Source organism: Flavobacterium hydrophilum (genome assembly GCF_003202405.1).
GTDB classification, from domain to species: Bacteria; Bacteroidota; Bacteroidia; order Flavobacteriales; family Flavobacteriaceae; genus Flavobacterium; species Flavobacterium hydrophilum.
Genome location: NZ_QJHL01000001.1, coordinates 36,385 through 51,561 on the forward strand (window position 1 = coordinate 36,385; position 15,177 = coordinate 51,561).

At 33.1% G+C, this 15,177-nt stretch carries 17 protein-coding genes; 7 read left to right on the forward strand and 10 right to left on the reverse strand.

Features of this window, described 5'->3' with window-relative positions; translation table 11 throughout:
• Nucleotides 1-13: 13 nt before the first annotated feature.
• A complete protein-coding gene (locus DMB68_RS00200) occupies nucleotides 14-232 on the forward strand; it encodes a putative signal transducing protein (protein ID WP_110344685.1) in 219 nt (72 codons plus the stop codon).
• 71 nt (nucleotides 233-303) lie between these two features.
• Nucleotides 304-1,107 (forward strand): Cof-type HAD-IIB family hydrolase, encoded by an 804-nt coding sequence (locus tag DMB68_RS00205; protein ID WP_110344686.1) that lies wholly within the window; start codon nucleotides 304-306, stop codon nucleotides 1,105-1,107.
• Nucleotides 1,108-1,188: 81 nt separating this feature from the next.
• Here DMB68_RS00205 and DMB68_RS00210 read toward each other — a convergent pair whose 3' ends face one another.
• Complete coding sequence (locus DMB68_RS00210; protein ID WP_110344687.1) at nucleotides 1,189-1,710, reverse strand: hypothetical protein; 522 nt, start codon at nucleotides 1,708-1,710, stop codon at nucleotides 1,189-1,191.
• 485 nt (nucleotides 1,711-2,195) lie between these two features.
• Between DMB68_RS00210 and mtaB the strand changes: the two genes are divergently transcribed.
• Entirely contained in the window at nucleotides 2,196-3,530 is a 1,335-nt protein-coding gene (gene mtaB / locus DMB68_RS00215; RefSeq protein ID WP_110344688.1) for a tRNA (N(6)-L-threonylcarbamoyladenosine(37)-C(2))-methylthiotransferase MtaB, read from the forward strand.
• Nucleotides 3,531-3,677: 147 nt separating this feature from the next.
• On the opposite strand, the gene DMB68_RS00220 is transcribed toward mtaB, so the two are convergent.
• From DMB68_RS00220 to DMB68_RS00255, 8 genes are all read right to left on the reverse strand, one after another.
• Nucleotides 3,678-4,187: a hypothetical protein gene (locus DMB68_RS00220; protein WP_110344689.1), complete on the reverse strand. Its 510-nt coding sequence runs from the start codon at nucleotides 4,185-4,187 to the stop codon at nucleotides 3,678-3,680.
• 104 nt (nucleotides 4,188-4,291) lie between these two features.
• Nucleotides 4,292-5,008: a 3-ketoacyl-ACP reductase gene (locus DMB68_RS00225; protein ID WP_110344690.1), complete on the reverse strand. Its 717-nt coding sequence runs from the start codon at nucleotides 5,006-5,008 to the stop codon at nucleotides 4,292-4,294.
• Nucleotides 5,009-5,121: 113 nt separating this feature from the next.
• Nucleotides 5,122-5,709 carry an LURP-one-related/scramblase family protein gene (locus DMB68_RS00230; protein ID WP_110344691.1) on the reverse strand — a complete coding sequence of 196 codons (588 nt, stop codon included), beginning with the start codon at nucleotides 5,707-5,709 and terminating at the stop codon, nucleotides 5,122-5,124.
• A gap of 143 nt (nucleotides 5,710-5,852) precedes the next feature.
• On the reverse strand, nucleotides 5,853-6,266 hold the full coding sequence (locus DMB68_RS00235; RefSeq protein WP_110344692.1) for a TonB-dependent receptor plug domain-containing protein: 414 nt from the start codon (nucleotides 6,264-6,266) through the stop codon (nucleotides 5,853-5,855).
• A gap of 32 nt (nucleotides 6,267-6,298) precedes the next feature.
• Nucleotides 6,299-7,264 carry a hypothetical protein gene (locus tag DMB68_RS00240; protein WP_110344693.1) on the reverse strand — a complete coding sequence of 322 codons (966 nt, stop codon included), beginning with the start codon at nucleotides 7,262-7,264 and terminating at the stop codon, nucleotides 6,299-6,301.
• A gap of 2 nt (nucleotides 7,265-7,266) precedes the next feature.
• Entirely contained in the window at nucleotides 7,267-7,767 is a 501-nt protein-coding gene (locus tag DMB68_RS00245; RefSeq protein WP_110344694.1) for an RNA polymerase sigma factor, read from the reverse strand.
• 263 nt (nucleotides 7,768-8,030) lie between these two features.
• A complete protein-coding gene (locus DMB68_RS00250; RefSeq protein WP_110344695.1) occupies nucleotides 8,031-8,546 on the reverse strand; it encodes a hypothetical protein in 516 nt (171 codons plus the stop codon).
• Between the two features lie 10 nt (nucleotides 8,547-8,556).
• Nucleotides 8,557-9,393, reverse strand: a complete 837-nt coding sequence (locus DMB68_RS00255) for a DUF6929 family protein (RefSeq protein WP_110344696.1) — start codon at nucleotides 9,391-9,393, stop codon at nucleotides 8,557-8,559.
• A gap of 230 nt (nucleotides 9,394-9,623) precedes the next feature.
• On the opposite strand from DMB68_RS00255, the gene DMB68_RS00260 reads away from it, so the two are divergent.
• Entirely contained in the window at nucleotides 9,624-10,505 is an 882-nt protein-coding gene (locus DMB68_RS00260) for a PPK2 family polyphosphate kinase (RefSeq protein WP_110346300.1), read from the forward strand.
• A gap of 135 nt (nucleotides 10,506-10,640) precedes the next feature.
• Here the strand turns inward: DMB68_RS00260 and DMB68_RS00265 are convergent, their stop codons facing one another.
• Complete coding sequence (locus DMB68_RS00265) at nucleotides 10,641-11,156, reverse strand: hypothetical protein (RefSeq protein WP_110344697.1); 516 nt, start codon at nucleotides 11,154-11,156, stop codon at nucleotides 10,641-10,643.
• Between the two features lie 321 nt (nucleotides 11,157-11,477).
• On the opposite strand from DMB68_RS00265, the gene DMB68_RS00270 reads away from it, so the two are divergent.
• From DMB68_RS00270 to DMB68_RS00280, 3 genes are read left to right on the forward strand one after another with little or no spacing between them, the layout of a single operon-like run.
• On the forward strand, nucleotides 11,478-12,848 hold the full coding sequence (locus tag DMB68_RS00270) for an MATE family efflux transporter (protein ID WP_110344698.1): 1,371 nt from the start codon (nucleotides 11,478-11,480) through the stop codon (nucleotides 12,846-12,848).
• Between the two features lie 42 nt (nucleotides 12,849-12,890).
• Nucleotides 12,891-13,118 carry a hypothetical protein gene (locus DMB68_RS00275; RefSeq protein WP_026984926.1) on the forward strand — a complete coding sequence of 76 codons (228 nt, stop codon included), beginning with the start codon at nucleotides 12,891-12,893 and terminating at the stop codon, nucleotides 13,116-13,118.
• A 47-nt stretch (nucleotides 13,119-13,165) separates the two neighbouring features.
• Nucleotides 13,166-15,100 (forward strand): LTA synthase family protein, encoded by a 1,935-nt coding sequence (locus DMB68_RS00280; RefSeq protein ID WP_110344699.1) that lies wholly within the window; start codon nucleotides 13,166-13,168, stop codon nucleotides 15,098-15,100.
• Nucleotides 15,101-15,177: the final 77 nt, after the last annotated feature.

The window sequence follows — 15,177 nt, forward strand, 5'->3', positions numbered from 1 at the left end:
ATAAAAAAATGTCATGGGATTAATGAAGGTATTTTCAGGAAGTGAGGTATTAGCCATTGCTTTGCAGGAAAAATTAGAATCAGCTGGTGTAGAAACGGTAAAGAAAGATAATATCCAATCAGCAAGATTAGCTGGTTTTGGGCAAACAGATTTAGCAGTTGAGGTTTTTATTCAGGAAACAGATTTTGCAAAAGCAAATCCGGTTATTGAAGAATTTAGAATGAGTATTTAATTTTTTTTTTCGGTCTTTTAGCACTCAATTTAACTTGAAAACTAGGGACTAACAACTAAGGACTAAAAAAAATGCAATATAAAATGTTAGTGCTCGACATGGATGATACCTTGTTGACAGACGATCATAAAATTTCGGAATTAAATAAAAAAGTGCTTCTTGAAGCTCAGGCAAAAGGTGTTTATGTGGTTTTAGCCTCTGGCCGTCCAACTTCAGCAATGACTGCTTACGCGAAAGAATTAGAATTAGATGTAAACGATTCCTATATTATTTCGTTTAATGGTGCCGTAATCAGTACAGTTAAAGATGATCTTGTGTTATTTGAACAATGTTTGACACCGGAACAAATTCATGATTTATACGATTACAGTGTAAAAATGAAAACGCACATCATCACTTATCTTGATGGTGAAATTATCAGTGAAACTGATTCAGAGTATATAGAAATCGAAAAAGAAATCACTGGATTGCCCCACAATAAAGTTTCCGACTTTAAAGCAACAGTTACCAAACCAGCGGTAAAATGTATATTACTCGAAGAGCCTTCGTATTTGAAAGCAGTAGAGCATGATTTAAAAGCTGCAATGCCACATCTGAGTGTTGCTATGTCAAAACCATTTTTTCTGGAAGCAGCTCAATACGGAATTGATAAAGCAGCAAGTATAAAAATCCTGGCAGAGAAATTAAATATTCATCAAAGCGAAATTATTGCTGTTGGAAATGCAGGAAATGACCTTACCATGATTGAGTATGCTGGTTTGGGAGTCTGGGTTGATAATGTAACACCGGAATTGCGTGACAGGGCAAATGTAATTGTAGCATCAAATAATGACGATGGTGTTGCTGAGGTTGTACAGCGTTACATATTGGTTTAATTGTTATTTTTAAGCAAATAAAAAAAAACCGAAATTTAAGTCTTTAAATTTCGGTTTTTTTATTTTATAAAATCTACCTGATTATTTTTTAGCTACAGAAACAAAATATTTATTTCCATCACCCATTGTTAGTTTTACACGCTCATCACAAAGATCAATTGCAAAATTTGCGCTTTCGTAACAGCTGCAAGTTGTATTTTTGTCTTTAGACATTTCAGTTTTACAGTTGTTATTTTTAAAAGTTGTCAATTGAGGAGTATATAAACTTACCAAATCTGTAGAAGCCGTTACAAGTGAAATAATACTAGCAGAATTAGTGTTTGTAATTCTATAAACGATTCTGTCAGTATAATTAACTTCATTAACAACTACTTTTCTAATATAGGTATAGGCAGTAGATCCTTCTCCCGGTTCTTTAACTTCAAATTTAAATCCAACAGCACGTATGGCAATGTCAAATTGTTGTTGAGAGTTTAAACTAGCCCAATTTGTTAATGTACTGATTGTTGGAAACGGATTTGAGTTTGCAGCAGGAGCAGCTGTTTGTGCCTGTGTGAAGATGGTTAAAAAGATTAAGCAAATCGTGGGGAAAAATGCTTTCATATAGTTTTTATTTTTTTTTAAAATGCCTACTCTAATTTGGTTTTCGGCTTTCCCATTGTGATTAGAAAATTTTAAACGTTGAAAATCTAATAATCGTATTTTTAAAATTTAATTTTCTTTATAAAATTTCGATGTGTGAATTTAAGTTTAATATTAATGTCAGCAAAGAAAAATGTAAGAAAAAATTAATTCCAATGTTAATTTTATGTATTTAATCGGATTTTTTTGCTTTTTGTCGATTTTTTCTTTCATTTTTTCTTTTCTCAACCTTTAAACCCTGTTTTCAAAATCTGATCAGGTTAAATCCTTTAACTTTTTATTCAATTTACTTTATTTAAACAGGAATAAATGCCTGTCTCATTCAATGTATTGATTTATAATTGATTATTGATTTTATTTTAAAGAAATTTGTGTGTAAATTTGCAAACTCTTTAATCAAAGATGTAAATATAATAATCTTACTACTTAAAACGTAGTACATTCCTATGGAAAATAGAAAAAAAGTTGCTTTTTATACGCTGGGCTGCAAACTGAACTTTTCAGAAACGTCAACAATTGCCAGAAACTTTAATGATGAGGGTTTTGACAGAGTTGATTTTGAAGAAGTAGCAGACATTTATGTTATCAATACTTGCTCTGTAACAGAAAATGCTGATAAGCAATTTAAGCAGGTCGTAAAAAAAGCAATGAAACTTAATGAAAAGGCTTTTGTTGCCGCTGTGGGTTGTTATGCGCAATTGAAACCTGAGGAATTAGCAGCTGTAGATGGTGTAGATTTAGTTTTGGGAGCTACTGAAAAATTTAAAATTACCGATTATATTCATGACTTGAGCAAAAACGACATGGGTGAGGTTCATTCATGTGAAATTGCCGAAGCAGATTTTTATGTTGGTAGTTATTCTATTGGAGACAGAACTCGTGCTTTTTTGAAGGTTCAGGATGGCTGTGATTATAAATGTACCTATTGTACTATTCCGTTGGCAAGAGGAATTTCAAGAAGTGATGCTTTAGAGAATGTATTACAGAATGCAAAAGAAATTTCTGCTCAGAACATCAAAGAAATTGTTCTGACAGGAGTAAATATTGGTGATTATGGAAAAGGGGAGTTCGGAAATAAAAAACATGAGCATACTTTCTTAGATCTGGTACAGGCTTTAGATAAAGTAGAAGGAATCGAACGCTTGCGAATTTCATCTATCGAACCTAATTTACTTAAAAACGAAACCATTGAATTCGTTTCTAAAAGCCGCACTTTTGTACCGCATTTTCACATTCCGCTGCAATCCGGCAGTAATGATATTTTGAAATTAATGAAGCGTCGTTATTTGCGAGAAGTATATACAGAAAGGGTTAATAAGATTCGTGAAGTAATGCCGCATGCGTGTATTGGTGTTGATGTAATTGTAGGCTTTCCTGGCGAAACAGATGAACATTTCTTAGAAACCTATCATTTTCTGAATGACATGGATATATCCTATTTACATGTATTTACCTATTCTGAAAGAGATAATACAGAAGCTGCTGATATGCCAGGTGTCGTTTCTGCAAATGTAAGGGCAAAACGAAGTAAAATGCTGCGTGGATTATCTGTTAAAAAACGCCGTGCTTTTTACGAAAGCCAGTTAGGAACCAACAGGACTGTTTTATTTGAAGGTGAAAATAAAGAAGGATACATTCATGGTTTTACCGAAAACTATGTGAAAGTAAAAACACCATGGAATCCTGAATTGGTGAATACTTTGCAAGAAATCAATTTGACTAAAATTGATGAAGACGGAAGTGTACGTTTGGAGTTTTTAAACAAATTAGCAGAAGCATAGTTTTAAAAAGTCAAAATTAAATTTACATATTTGTCAGTTCGAGCGAAGTCGAGAACTTTATGAAAACTAAACATTTCGACTCCGCTCAGTGTGACAAAAACAACGAAGCCCTTTATTTCTAAAGGGCTTTTGTTTTATAGTGAAATTTTATTTCTCGTTTTCTTCTGAAATGAGTTTTAATGAGTTGACATAATCAGTGTCAAATTCGATTACTCTGATTTTTTCGGGGTTAAAATTTAGCTCCCCGCCAAAAGCACCTCTAATGTCTAAGAAATCAATGGTTAGTATTTCGTCGTTTATCTCAATGAGTTTTCCTAAATAAACTGATTTAGGTGATTTTTTTACTATCTGAAAAATACCATATTTGTTTTGAATATAATTTAGAATTGTACTCAAATCCTTAATCGGAATGATGTCTTCGGCATTTGTTTTTAAACCTTTCAGGCGAATTACCTTTTCGTTAAATTCAAGTTCTTCATCTCTTTCGATTGCTTCGATATTTTTATTTTTCAGAATTATAAAGCCGTCAATTATAAAATCAACAGGATTGTTTCTCAATAAAATCCAGTCATCAGAATAATCAATGAGAAATCCGGTGAAGATTTCTTTTTTATCTGTAAATGCAATTGAAACCAATTGTCTTAAATATTGTTCCATTCTTATTTGTTTTTAATTCTAAAAGTCAAGTTTCAAATTCCAATTTTAAGTTAAGTAAAATAATTGGAATTTAGAATTTCGCCGATTGGAATTTATATTTTAATTTAAGGGTTTGTAGACCAAATACTGCTGTTTTTAATAAAGACCCTGCGATTCAGTTTGAGCTGGGCAATTATCAATTCTGCAATATCTTCAGACTGCATTACTTTTTCAGGATTTCCGTCAGTCAGGTTTAAGTCTTTTGCCATATCAGTTGCAACTGTACTTGGTGTTAAAGCTGTAACGCGAATGTTGTGTTTTCTCAATTCCTGCATTAGAGAATCTGTCAATCCTAAAACTGCAAATTTAGAGGCACTGTAGGCACTCGTTAATGCATTACCATTTAATCCCGCAGTTGAAGAAATATTGATGATATCGCCAGTTTGTCTTTCAATCATATTCGGTAATACGGCACGGGTTGTATAATATGTTCCCATTAGATTTACCTGAATAATTTTTTCCCATTCATCAGGTTCTAATTCCAGAAATTTTCCAAAAGAAGCAATTCCGGCATTATTGATTAAAATATCAATAGTTTTAAATTCAGCCAAAGCTTTTTCTACTGCTGAATTTACGGAATTTATGTCAGCAACATCTGCAGTTAATGCTAATGACTTAACCCCAAAATTTTCAATTTTTACGGCTAATTGTTCAACATCGAGTTGTGTTCTTGAAACTAATATTACATTTACACCTTCTTTTGCCAGAGCAATGGCAATCGCTTTTCCAATTCCTTTACCGGCTCCTGTAATCAGGGCGTTTTTATTTTTCAAGTTAGTCATGATTATATTTTTTAGAAATGCAAAAAGCATCTGTTCAGTACTACAAAAATACAGTTTTTGCTTACCAAAAAGATGCTTTTTTATTTTCTTAATCTAAGTTTAACAGCTTTTATTTATTCTTTCAAAACCATATCAATACACATTACAGCAGCCAGAATTAATTGTCTGAGCGGAGAATCTGCAGCTACTGTTTCTTCAATTTGTAATACATAATTATCGGCACTGGTAAAAAACTCTTTACCTAATCCTGCCCATTTTTTATTTACTTGTGCAAGCTGTTTATTTTCATGTGTAAATTTAAAATCCCAGCCGGTCCATTTTCCCTGAAGTGTTGCGACAGGTTTTTCATTTTTATCCAGTATTTCAAATCTTCCTCCAAAAGAAAAGAACTTTTGTTTGAAGGTTCCAATTAATCTGTCTTTCTCATCAAAAACTTCAACAGTAGAGCGAAAAATGGCAATACCACGTTTTACTGAAATCAGCTTTTCGCCCAAAGCTGTTGTAATTTCAACATTAAAAGGCGTCATTCTCTTATAATCAGTAAAGCGTAACATTTTGGTAAAAAAGCCCAGATTGTTCTCGCGGCAATTCATAATAATCTGATTGGTTTCAGGATTGTAAATGTCATAATTGTTTGATGCTTTAAGCATTCCGATATGTTCTTTGACTAAGAAAAGATTTTGATTTAAAATTGGGTTCATGAAATTTTGTTTGAAATTTGATTGATATTAGACTTTTTGAAGATTGTAGTTTTAACTTCTTTAAGGTGTTCAAATGTAAAAATAATTTTGTTAATGAATCAATATTAATGAATGATTAAAATGTCGTGTGAGAGATTTTATAATCATTTCTTTTCTTTAGATATAATAACGACAACTCCGTTTATAGCCTGATTTCCGTAAAGTGAAGTCGCATCATTACCTTTTAGTACTTTTACTTCTTTAATATCATTCGGATTTATTTTAGAAAATTGATTGGAGTTTATGATGTCCCCATCCAAAATAAACAGCGGTTCTTTGAAAACAGAATTAGAAGGCGCACATATTACAATTCGTTTAGTTGAAGTACCAGACTGAACAAAATTTGAAAAAACTTTCACATCGCAAATTGTGTCTTTTGCCTTGATTAAAGATTTTGAAGTTGTTTCTATTTCGGAAACACGATTTTCCGGTTTTTTAATAATAGTTTTTTCCTGTGCTTTTGATATGAAACATATAGACATAGAAAGGACTAATGAAATAAGTTTTACTTTTTTCATGATAGTGAGATTTTAAATTGAAAGCTTTTTAGTTATTTTTTTAAAGCTGGTTTCCCTTTTTTGGTAGTAATAATCACAACTCCTTTTCGGCCTTTTTCGCCATATTTTTCTGTGGCTTCCAGATCCTGAAGAATCGTAATGGTTTTAATTTCCTGTTTGTTTAAAGGGGCATAAGGACTTGTAGGGTTTGTGCCAAATAAATCATTTTCTGAATAATAGATTCCGTCAATAATGTATAAAGGTTCATCCAGAACAACAAGGGATTCTACATTTTCCGGGTTTAAATTAGGAAGTTCGTCCTGCATCATTTTATCTCTTTTTGCGTCATTGCTGTGAGAAATTGCATTTCCGTTCAGTACAATTAAAGGAGCTGCTTTTTTAGCCTTATGCTCTTGTTTATCTGCAAAGGCGACTTTTGCAGATTCTCTTTCTTTAAATTTTGAAGAATAACCCATTTCTTCACTGGTTTCTTTTTTTGAAACTATAGTATTGTCTTCTTCAAAAAGTTCCTCTTTTAAGGGGGGAGCTGCAATAGCTTCGGGAGTCATTTCAGAAACAACCACCGGTTCAATAAATTGAACACTGGATCCCATTCCGGTTGCTTGCTGGATAGCGACACTTTCTTTGTTTTTTGCCTGATTTTCAATAATTTTAATCGCTTCTTCTTTAGAGACAATTCCTGAGTCAGAAGAAAACGTTTCGCTTTTTGGATTTAAATCGGATTTTTGAGCTTTTTCAGTTTCCTGAATAACCACTTTTGGAATCTCATTTACAGCATTTTTATCTGACTTTAAAAATTGAAATCCAAGGGAAATTAATAGCAGAAAAGAAGCTGCTACTGCAATTTTCTTCCATAATGCAATGGTTTTTTTGTCTTCCTTTTTGTTCAGTTTATCTTCAACACGTGACCAGATCTTTTCCATTCCCGGGAAATCTTTCTGTTCCGAGTTGTGTGCGGCCTCTTTAAATTTATCGAATATTTTATCGTGATTGTCCATGACTATTTTGCTTTTTGATAATACAATTTATTTACTAATTCCTTCAGTTTTGTTTTGGCGGCATTTAATTGCGATTTTGAAGTGCCTTCCGAGATTTTCAGCATTTCGGCTATTTCCTTGTGTCCAAAACCTTCTATGACAAAAAGGTTGAAAACAGTTTTGCAGCCGTCTGGAAGGTGGTTTAATAAATTGAGTAAATCTTCTTCTTCTAATGTGCTGATCTCATCTGTAAAAGGCTGCGATAAAACCTTTACATCATCCAGATACATATTGAAATTGGTGTTCTTTTTAATAGTTGCCAAACAATGATTAACGGTAATTTTTCTTGACCAGGCTTCAAAGGCTTTTTCTTCCTTAAGCTGGTTCAGTTTTGTAAAGATGGTGTAGAAAGCATCGGCAAGGGCTTCTTCGATTTCTTCTTCCTTCTTGAGGTATCGTTTGCAAACACGATAAAGCTTTGGAGCCATGTGCTCATAAACCTGACGCTGGGCATCACGGTTCATTTTTTTGCAGTTAGAAATTAGCGTTTCGTTTATCACAATTCTGGTCTTTAATTATAAAGAGAACTAAAAAGGGAAAAAGGTTGGGACGAGTATGAAAAAAGTTTGGTTTTTTTTAATAGTTGTTCGTAGAGACGCACAGCAGTGCGTCTAAAATGCAATTATTTTAGTGTTTCTCTGTGGAAATATTTTGTGAACCTTTGTAGAAGTTATTTGGCAGAGATTCACAAAAGGATACACGAAGATTCGCAAAGTAAAATATCTGTTTAATTTTTATGATTTAAATTGTTATACCATTTTGCTATTTTTTGAATTTCTTTTGTATTTGTTTTAGGACTGCATGCAAGACCTAAATTTATTTTTGTGTTAGAAATATAAGAGTTTAAAAAAATAATTGCAAAACCGCCAATTTCAGCTTCATCGTCAGGGAAATAAGATGAAAAAATATTCATATAACTGCAACACTTTTGTTTAGATTGCATGATGGAAATTAGATATTCGACATCTTTTGGCTTAACCCAATCTTCAGGAAATTCTCCAGCCATACTTATGCAATTGAACTTTGTATGCTTCTTATATTTTTCTGTAAAAAGTATAATAAACGATTTTGGATCTAAATTTTTTGGGGATAAAGTTTTGGAATATTCTTTTCGTGTTAAATCTTCTATACTCGTAAATTCTAAGTTGTCTTTTTCTGCATTGTTTATTTTAAAGTCGTAAAACAGATAACCGCTAATTGAAAGAATGAAAATTACTATTAGTGAAAGAAATGTTTTTTTCATAGAAATAGTCTTACTTGACCGGTAATGTCAATTTATAAATCTTAGTTTCCAATAGTTCCGTATCATTATCTTCGCAAAGCAGAAACTCGATTTTATTATTTTCTTTTTTGTAGAGAGTCAAACCTTCAAATTTATTGGTTGCCGTTATTTTTTGAGTAAAATCAATTTTCATGGTTTTGAGATCTATTCTTCCAATGAAACTTCCCAGAACTTCGCCGTCATCGTAAGTTGATTTAGTGTCTTCTGCGGTGGAGAGAAAATAAATTTTGTCTTCGACCAGAACAGCATCGGTAAAGCTGGAACGAACCCCTTTTATTTTCGGCAGTTTGTAATTGACAGAAATCAGAGCAAATTCTTCACCAAGATTTTTGGCATGGATGGTGAAAATGGTGTTTTTGTTTGAGATTCCATTTCCGCGGTTGAATAAGTACCAGTTTTCACCATCAAAAATAGCGCCTTCCAGATTGAAATCTTGCGGTTTTATATCACCAAAATTTTGCATCAGGGCGTACAAATCAACCAGATTATTTTTTTGTAAAATGGTTTTCGATTTGAGATCGAATGCAATCATTTTATTTCGGTTTTCGGTAGAACCGGAACCAAAAACATAAAGCGTATCGTTATGATGCGTGATGGATTCGAAATCGGGTTTTATATTTTTCGGAATATTTTGCGACGGATTATCAATTAAAGGATGATGGCTTAACTGCTGATCCTGCATGTTGTATTCGTATAAGAACCCACTGTTGTCGCCAATAATGTAAAGTGAATTATTATTGAAAAATAATCCGGATGCAGAACCGATTCCGATGATTTGAAATAGTATTTCTAATGTGAATTTTTCCATGAAATGTTGTTTTGAAAACTAATGCCTAGCCCTGATAGAAGTGAAAATCCTTTTGCCCCGCTTCTTTAGCGAGGCAAAAGATTGTAACGGATAGCAGGAATATGCTTCGTAAAAATAGTATATTTATGACACAAAAAAATTTAAAATATGAAATCGCTACTGATAAAACCTTTGTATAAACAAAATTGAAGGCGATAAGATAAGTGACCAATAACAATAAATTAATACAAATGAAATCAATAGATCCAAAAGATTTTAAAGTTACAGACAAAATAAAGTTATCCAGGATTCCGACTTTGCTTGATATTGAAGCGAGTGATGATGAAAAAGAAGAGAAACTGGATAAAGTTCAGGAGAAACTGAGTGATTTGCAGGATGTAATGTATTCGCACAATAAATATGGCGTTTTGATTTGCCTGCAAGGAATGGATACGTCCGGAAAAGACAGTCTGATTCGGGAAGTTTTTAAGGAATTTAATCCGCGTGGAGTTGTGGTTCACAGCTTTAAAACACCAAATTCAACCGAATTGGAACATGATTATTTGTGGAGACATTATATTGCTCTGCCGGAGAAAGGGAAGTTTGCGATTTTTAATCGTACACACTACGAGAATGTTTTGGTAACGCGTGTGCATCCTGAGTATGTTTTGGCTGAGAATTTACCGGGAATCAATTCGGTTGATGATATTACACCGAAATTCTGGAAAAAAAGAATTAAGCAAATCAATAATTTTGAAAAGCACATTGCTGAAAACGGAACCATCGTGATGAAATTTTATCTGCATTTGAGCAAAGAGGAGCAAAGAGAACGTTTGTTACGTCGTTTGGAAGAAGAAAAACATCATTGGAAATTTTCACCCGGAGATTTAAAAGAGCGGGAACACTGGAAAGAATACCAAAAATATTACGAAGAAGCAATTAATAAAACTTCGACAGATTATGCACCCTGGTATGTAATTCCTGCAGACGACAAAGAAATGGCACGCTATATTGTAGCAAAAATTATTTGGGAAGAAATGCAGAAACATACGGATATTAAAGAACCTGAACTTGACGATAAAATTAAAGCTAATATTGAAATGTATAAAAAGGAATTGGGCGGGAAGAATTAGATAATTAGAAAATGTGATAATTAGATAATTGTATTACTTGGTTTTCTTTCCTAAGTATAAAAAAAACTAAACCCGACAGATTTTAAAAATCTGTCGGGTTTCACCAAAAAAAAATAAAAATAACTCTAATTTATTTTACAATTCAAAACCATACGCTACACGAAGTGCAATCTGATTGGTATTGAATTTGTCATAATCTTCATATCTTACACTAACATCTATATGTTTTCCAGCATAACCAATACTTGGAGCCCATAAAAGTGAAGTTTCGTTATAATCATTAGTTACAGCAAAACCTGCACCTACTTCTCCCATAACATAGAACTGATCTTCCCAGAAGAAAGCTTTAAAACCGGCTTTTGCAGGAATGAATCCTAAATCAGGAACATCATCTCCAACAAACAAATTAGTAAAACCGGTAGTAAGTGTTAACGAAGTTCTTTTGGATAAATCATATTGAAGTCTTACATCACCACCAAGAGCCCAGTCGTAGTCATCCCCATCTGTCGGAATTCCACCGCTGACACCAAATCCTAATTTAAATTTTTGATCGTAGTTAGAGCTTTCTGCAGTTTGCGCAGATGTAGTTGTCGTGCAAAAAATTGCAATGGCTGCAACAAATAAAATTCGGATGTTTTGTAAATTTTTCATGCTTGTATTTTTTTAATTACTATGTTGTAAAAGTAGTTTTGAGGTAGTGGTAAGTCGTTATATAATTTTCAGGAATCGTTACATAATGTGAATATTGTTAAAATTTCAGGTAATAGTAAAATGTTGTGAATCCCTTGTTTTATTGGTGTTTAAGTTAATATTGACCAAAAATATTTGATTCACTTTATTCTTAATGTTTGATTAAGATGTTAAAATGGTGTAAGGATTTTTTTGCTTTTGCAATTATTAAATCCATTAAAACTCAATATTTCTACAGAATCCAAAGCAACTGATTATCTTTGCAGGCTAAAATGATTAAAAGTGAATTTAAAGCAGTACACAAAAGAGTTTTCCTATAATTTAAGGCTGGCATATCCTGTTGTTTTAGGAATGGTTGGCCATAACTTAATAGGTATGGTAGATAACATAATGGTAGGCAGATTAGGAAGTACTGAACTGGCAGCAGTTTCCTTGGGAAATAGTATGATTTTTATTGCGATGTCGTTAGGGATTGGATTTTCTACAGCCATTACACCTATTGTTGCAGAAGGTGATGCCGAGAAAAATGATACTAAAATACGTTCTGCTTTTCATCATGGATTGTTTTTATGTACTATTTTAGGATTAGTCCTTTTTGGAGTCATTGTTCTGGCAAAACCAATAATGGAGATGCTGCATCAGCCTGACGAAGTTATTGCCCTTGCAAAACCTTATCTGGACTGGGTTGCTTTTTCTCTTATTCCGTTAATAATGTATCAGGGCTACAAACAATTTGCAGACGGACTGTCGTTGACAAAATATTCGATGTATGCTATGGTAATGGCCAATGTACTTCATGTAGGGATGAATTATGTATTGATTTACGGAATCTGGATTTTTCCAAAAATGGGAATTATTGGTGCAGCTATAGGAACTGTAATTTCTAGAATATTTCTGGTTATGTTCATGCACATCATGCTTTCAAGAAGAAATGATTTAAAGCATTTCTTCAGCAATTTCAGTTTTGAGGAAATTAAAAAAGAAACAATAAAAAAAATAGTGAGCATTGGTTTTCCATCAGCCATGCAAATGCTTTTTGAAGTCGTATTGTTTACAGCTTCTATCTGGTTATGTGGTAATATTGGCAGAACCAGTCAGGCAGCAAATCAAATCGCATTGAGTCTGGCTTCAATGACTTTTATGTTTGCGATGGGCTTAAGCGTGACTTCGATGATCAGAGTAAGCAATCAAAGGGGACTGCAGGATTATAAAAAATTAATAGTTGTAGCACGCTCTATTTTTTTACTGGCGATCATCATAGAAAGTGTTTTTGCAATTGTATTTGTAGCTTTTCACCAGTTTTTACCACACATTTTTTTGAATATGGAAAACACAATACAGCTTACAGACAATACAGAGGTAATTGAAATTGCTTCAAAATTATTGCTGATTGCGGCAGTGTTCCAGATATCTGATGGGATTCAGGTTGTGGTTCTGGGGGCTTTACGCGGATTACAGGATGTAAAAATTCCCATGTACATTACTTTTGTCGCGTATTGGGTTATCGGTTTTCCAATTTCGTATTATTTAGGAGAATACACTTCTATGAAAGCAGCCGGAGTATGGGTCGGGCTTTTGGCGGGCTTAACTTCTGCAGCACTTTTTCTGTACATCCGCTTTAATTACTTAACCAAAAAATTAATTAAAAATTAACTTTCAAATAACTACATTTGAAACCTAAAAAATAAATTAAACATGGAATTACCTAAATTTTTACTTGGAGATAATACTGATTTTCCAGATGATATTTTCATCATTCACCTTGATTACCCAAGATTTATTATCAATTTAAAAGATGATGAGGTAGAATTTCTGGAAGAAGCAGAAGATCTGGATGAAGCTGAATTAAATGCAGAAATGGAAGGTTTAATCGAAAAAGCAAATGATTTTTACGATCGCGAAATAAATCGTTACGAAGAGTAGAGACGCACTGCAGTGCGTCTCTACCCTGAACCAATCAAAATTATCTGATGAAAAATTTACGTTTTTTAAAACCCGTTTTCAGTTTTATAGCAATCGGATTGCTCATTACTACCTTAAGCAGAATATTTTTATTTTTTATTTTTAAAGAAAGGGTTGTCGAAACGCCTGATTTCTGGTATATTTTTCCAATCGGTCTTCGAATGGATTTAATTTTACTTTGTTATTTGTCGTTTCTGCCCGCTGTTTTAATTACTTTTTTACCAAATAAATGGCTAAAGTTTACCAATTCTTTTTTGGTAATTTACAGTTTTTTATTCCTGTTTCTGATTCTTTTTGTAGAATTGGCTTCACCGGATTTTGTAAAACAATACGATACACGTCCGAATAAGATTTTCTTAGATTATCTGATTTATCCAAAAGAAGTTGTCGGAATGCTTCTGAAAAGTTATCTGACTTCTATCATCGTAACATTCCTGATTTTGGCAGTTGTCATCTATTTTGCTTTTAAAAAAGGAAAGAAATATTTTTATACAACCAGCACAGAATACAAATTCAAATTAATGGTTTTTCCGTTGGTTGCTTTTGTATTGTTTTTTGGAGCGCGTTCAAGTCTTACTTCAAAACGTCCAATTAATGCCAGTAATGCTGTTTTTTCGACAGATCAGCTTACCAATACTTTAGGATTGAACTCTTTTTATACCGTTGCTTTTGCAGCCTATTCGATTAAAAACGAAGGAAATACCAAAATGTATGGTAAAATGGAAGAAGCCGAAGCCATTGCCCGTGTAAAAAAATACATGATTGCCGGACCAAATGATTTTACAGATGCTGAAATTCCATTTCTGCATGTGCAGCAGCCGGATTCTGTTTTGAAAAAGCCTTATAATCTGGTCATTTTTCTTCAGGAAAGTTTAGGAGCTGAATATGTTGGAATTCTTGGCGGAAAACCTTTAACACCTGAATTTGATAAATTATCGAAAGAAGGTTTATTATTTACAAATCTGTATTGTACCGGAACCCGAAGTGTCCGTGGAATTGAAGCAGTTGTTACCGGATTTTTACCTTCTCCTTCTGAAAGTGTAGTAAAGCTTGGAAATTCGCAACAGGGATTTTTTACTTTGGCAGATGCCTTAAAACATAAAGGGTATGATACAAGTTTCATTTATGGCGGAATGGCAAATTTTGATAATATGGCTTCGTTTTTTAACGGAAATGGATTTCAGGATATTGTGGATCAGGAAGATTTTGAATCTGATGGGAATAAATATGTTTTCAAAGGAACCTGGGGCTATTCTGATGAGGATTTAGTTACGAAAGCAAATAATTATTTTAAATCTAAAGGAGACAAACCATTCTTTTCTTTGATGTTTTCTACATCTAATCATGAACCTTTTGAATATCCTGCGGGAAGAATCCAGCCTTATGATAAAAAACCTGCAACCGTCAACAATGCGATGAAATATGCTGATTTTTCGATTGGGAAATTCTTTGAAATGGCTAAAAAAGAGGCTTATTTCAAGAACACGATTTTCATTGTGATTGCAGATCATAACACCAGAACCTACGGAAAGAATTTAGTGCCGATTAATAAATTCCATATTCCCGCTTTAATAATGGGACCGGGAGTTCCAAAAGGGGTTTCATACACTAAATTAGCAAGCCAAATTGATATTCCGCCAACATTATTAAGTTATTTGGGGATATCATTTGAAACTCCAATGGTTGGAAGAAATCTAAATCAATTAGATGCAAAAACACAAGGAAGATCTATCATGCAGTTTAATGATATCAATGCATTCAGAGTCGAAAATCAGGTTGTCATTATGCAGCCAAATTTGAAACCGCTGCAATTCGAAATCAAAAATGATACAACTTTAATTCCTGTAAAATTAAACGAAGAATTAGCAAAAGATGCCTTGGCACACGTTATAACTGCCGGAAATTTATATAAAGAAAATAAGTATAAGCTTAGAACGAAATAGTTCAGGAGAATAAAAATAATACACAGCTGCTAAGATGATTTTTTCTTTAGCAGCTTTTTTTTGCTTTTGATATTATT

Coding starts and splice junctions, on each gene's coding strand:
- DMB68_RS00200 (WP_110344685.1), top strand. CDS start 14: ATGGGATTAATGAAGGTATTTTCAGGAAGTGAGGTATTAGCCATTGCT.
- DMB68_RS00205 (WP_110344686.1), top strand. CDS start 304: ATGCAATATAAAATGTTAGTGCTCGACATGGATGATACCTTGTTGACA.
- DMB68_RS00210 (WP_110344687.1), bottom strand. CDS start 1,710: ATGAAAGCATTTTTCCCCACGATTTGCTTAATCTTTTTAACCATCTTC.
- mtaB (WP_110344688.1), top strand. CDS start 2,196: ATGGAAAATAGAAAAAAAGTTGCTTTTTATACGCTGGGCTGCAAACTG.
- DMB68_RS00220 (WP_110344689.1), bottom strand. CDS start 4,187: ATGGAACAATATTTAAGACAATTGGTTTCAATTGCATTTACAGATAAA.
- DMB68_RS00225 (WP_110344690.1), bottom strand. CDS start 5,008: ATGACTAACTTGAAAAATAAAAACGCCCTGATTACAGGAGCCGGTAAA.
- DMB68_RS00230 (WP_110344691.1), bottom strand. CDS start 5,709: ATGAACCCAATTTTAAATCAAAATCTTTTCTTAGTCAAAGAACATATC.
- DMB68_RS00235 (WP_110344692.1), bottom strand. CDS start 6,266: ATGAAAAAAGTAAAACTTATTTCATTAGTCCTTTCTATGTCTATATGT.
- DMB68_RS00240 (WP_110344693.1), bottom strand. CDS start 7,264: ATGGACAATCACGATAAAATATTCGATAAATTTAAAGAGGCCGCACAC.
- DMB68_RS00245 (WP_110344694.1), bottom strand. CDS start 7,767: ATGAACCGTGATGCCCAGCGTCAGGTTTATGAGCACATGGCTCCAAAG.
- DMB68_RS00250 (WP_110344695.1), bottom strand. CDS start 8,546: ATGAAAAAAACATTTCTTTCACTAATAGTAATTTTCATTCTTTCAATT.
- DMB68_RS00255 (WP_110344696.1), bottom strand. CDS start 9,393: ATGGAAAAATTCACATTAGAAATACTATTTCAAATCATCGGAATCGGT.
- DMB68_RS00260 (WP_110346300.1), top strand. CDS start 9,624: ATGAAATCAATAGATCCAAAAGATTTTAAAGTTACAGACAAAATAAAG.
- DMB68_RS00265 (WP_110344697.1), bottom strand. CDS start 11,156: ATGAAAAATTTACAAAACATCCGAATTTTATTTGTTGCAGCCATTGCA.
- DMB68_RS00275 (WP_026984926.1), top strand. CDS start 12,891: ATGGAATTACCTAAATTTTTACTTGGAGATAATACTGATTTTCCAGAT.
- DMB68_RS00280 (WP_110344699.1), top strand. CDS start 13,166: ATGAAAAATTTACGTTTTTTAAAACCCGTTTTCAGTTTTATAGCAATC.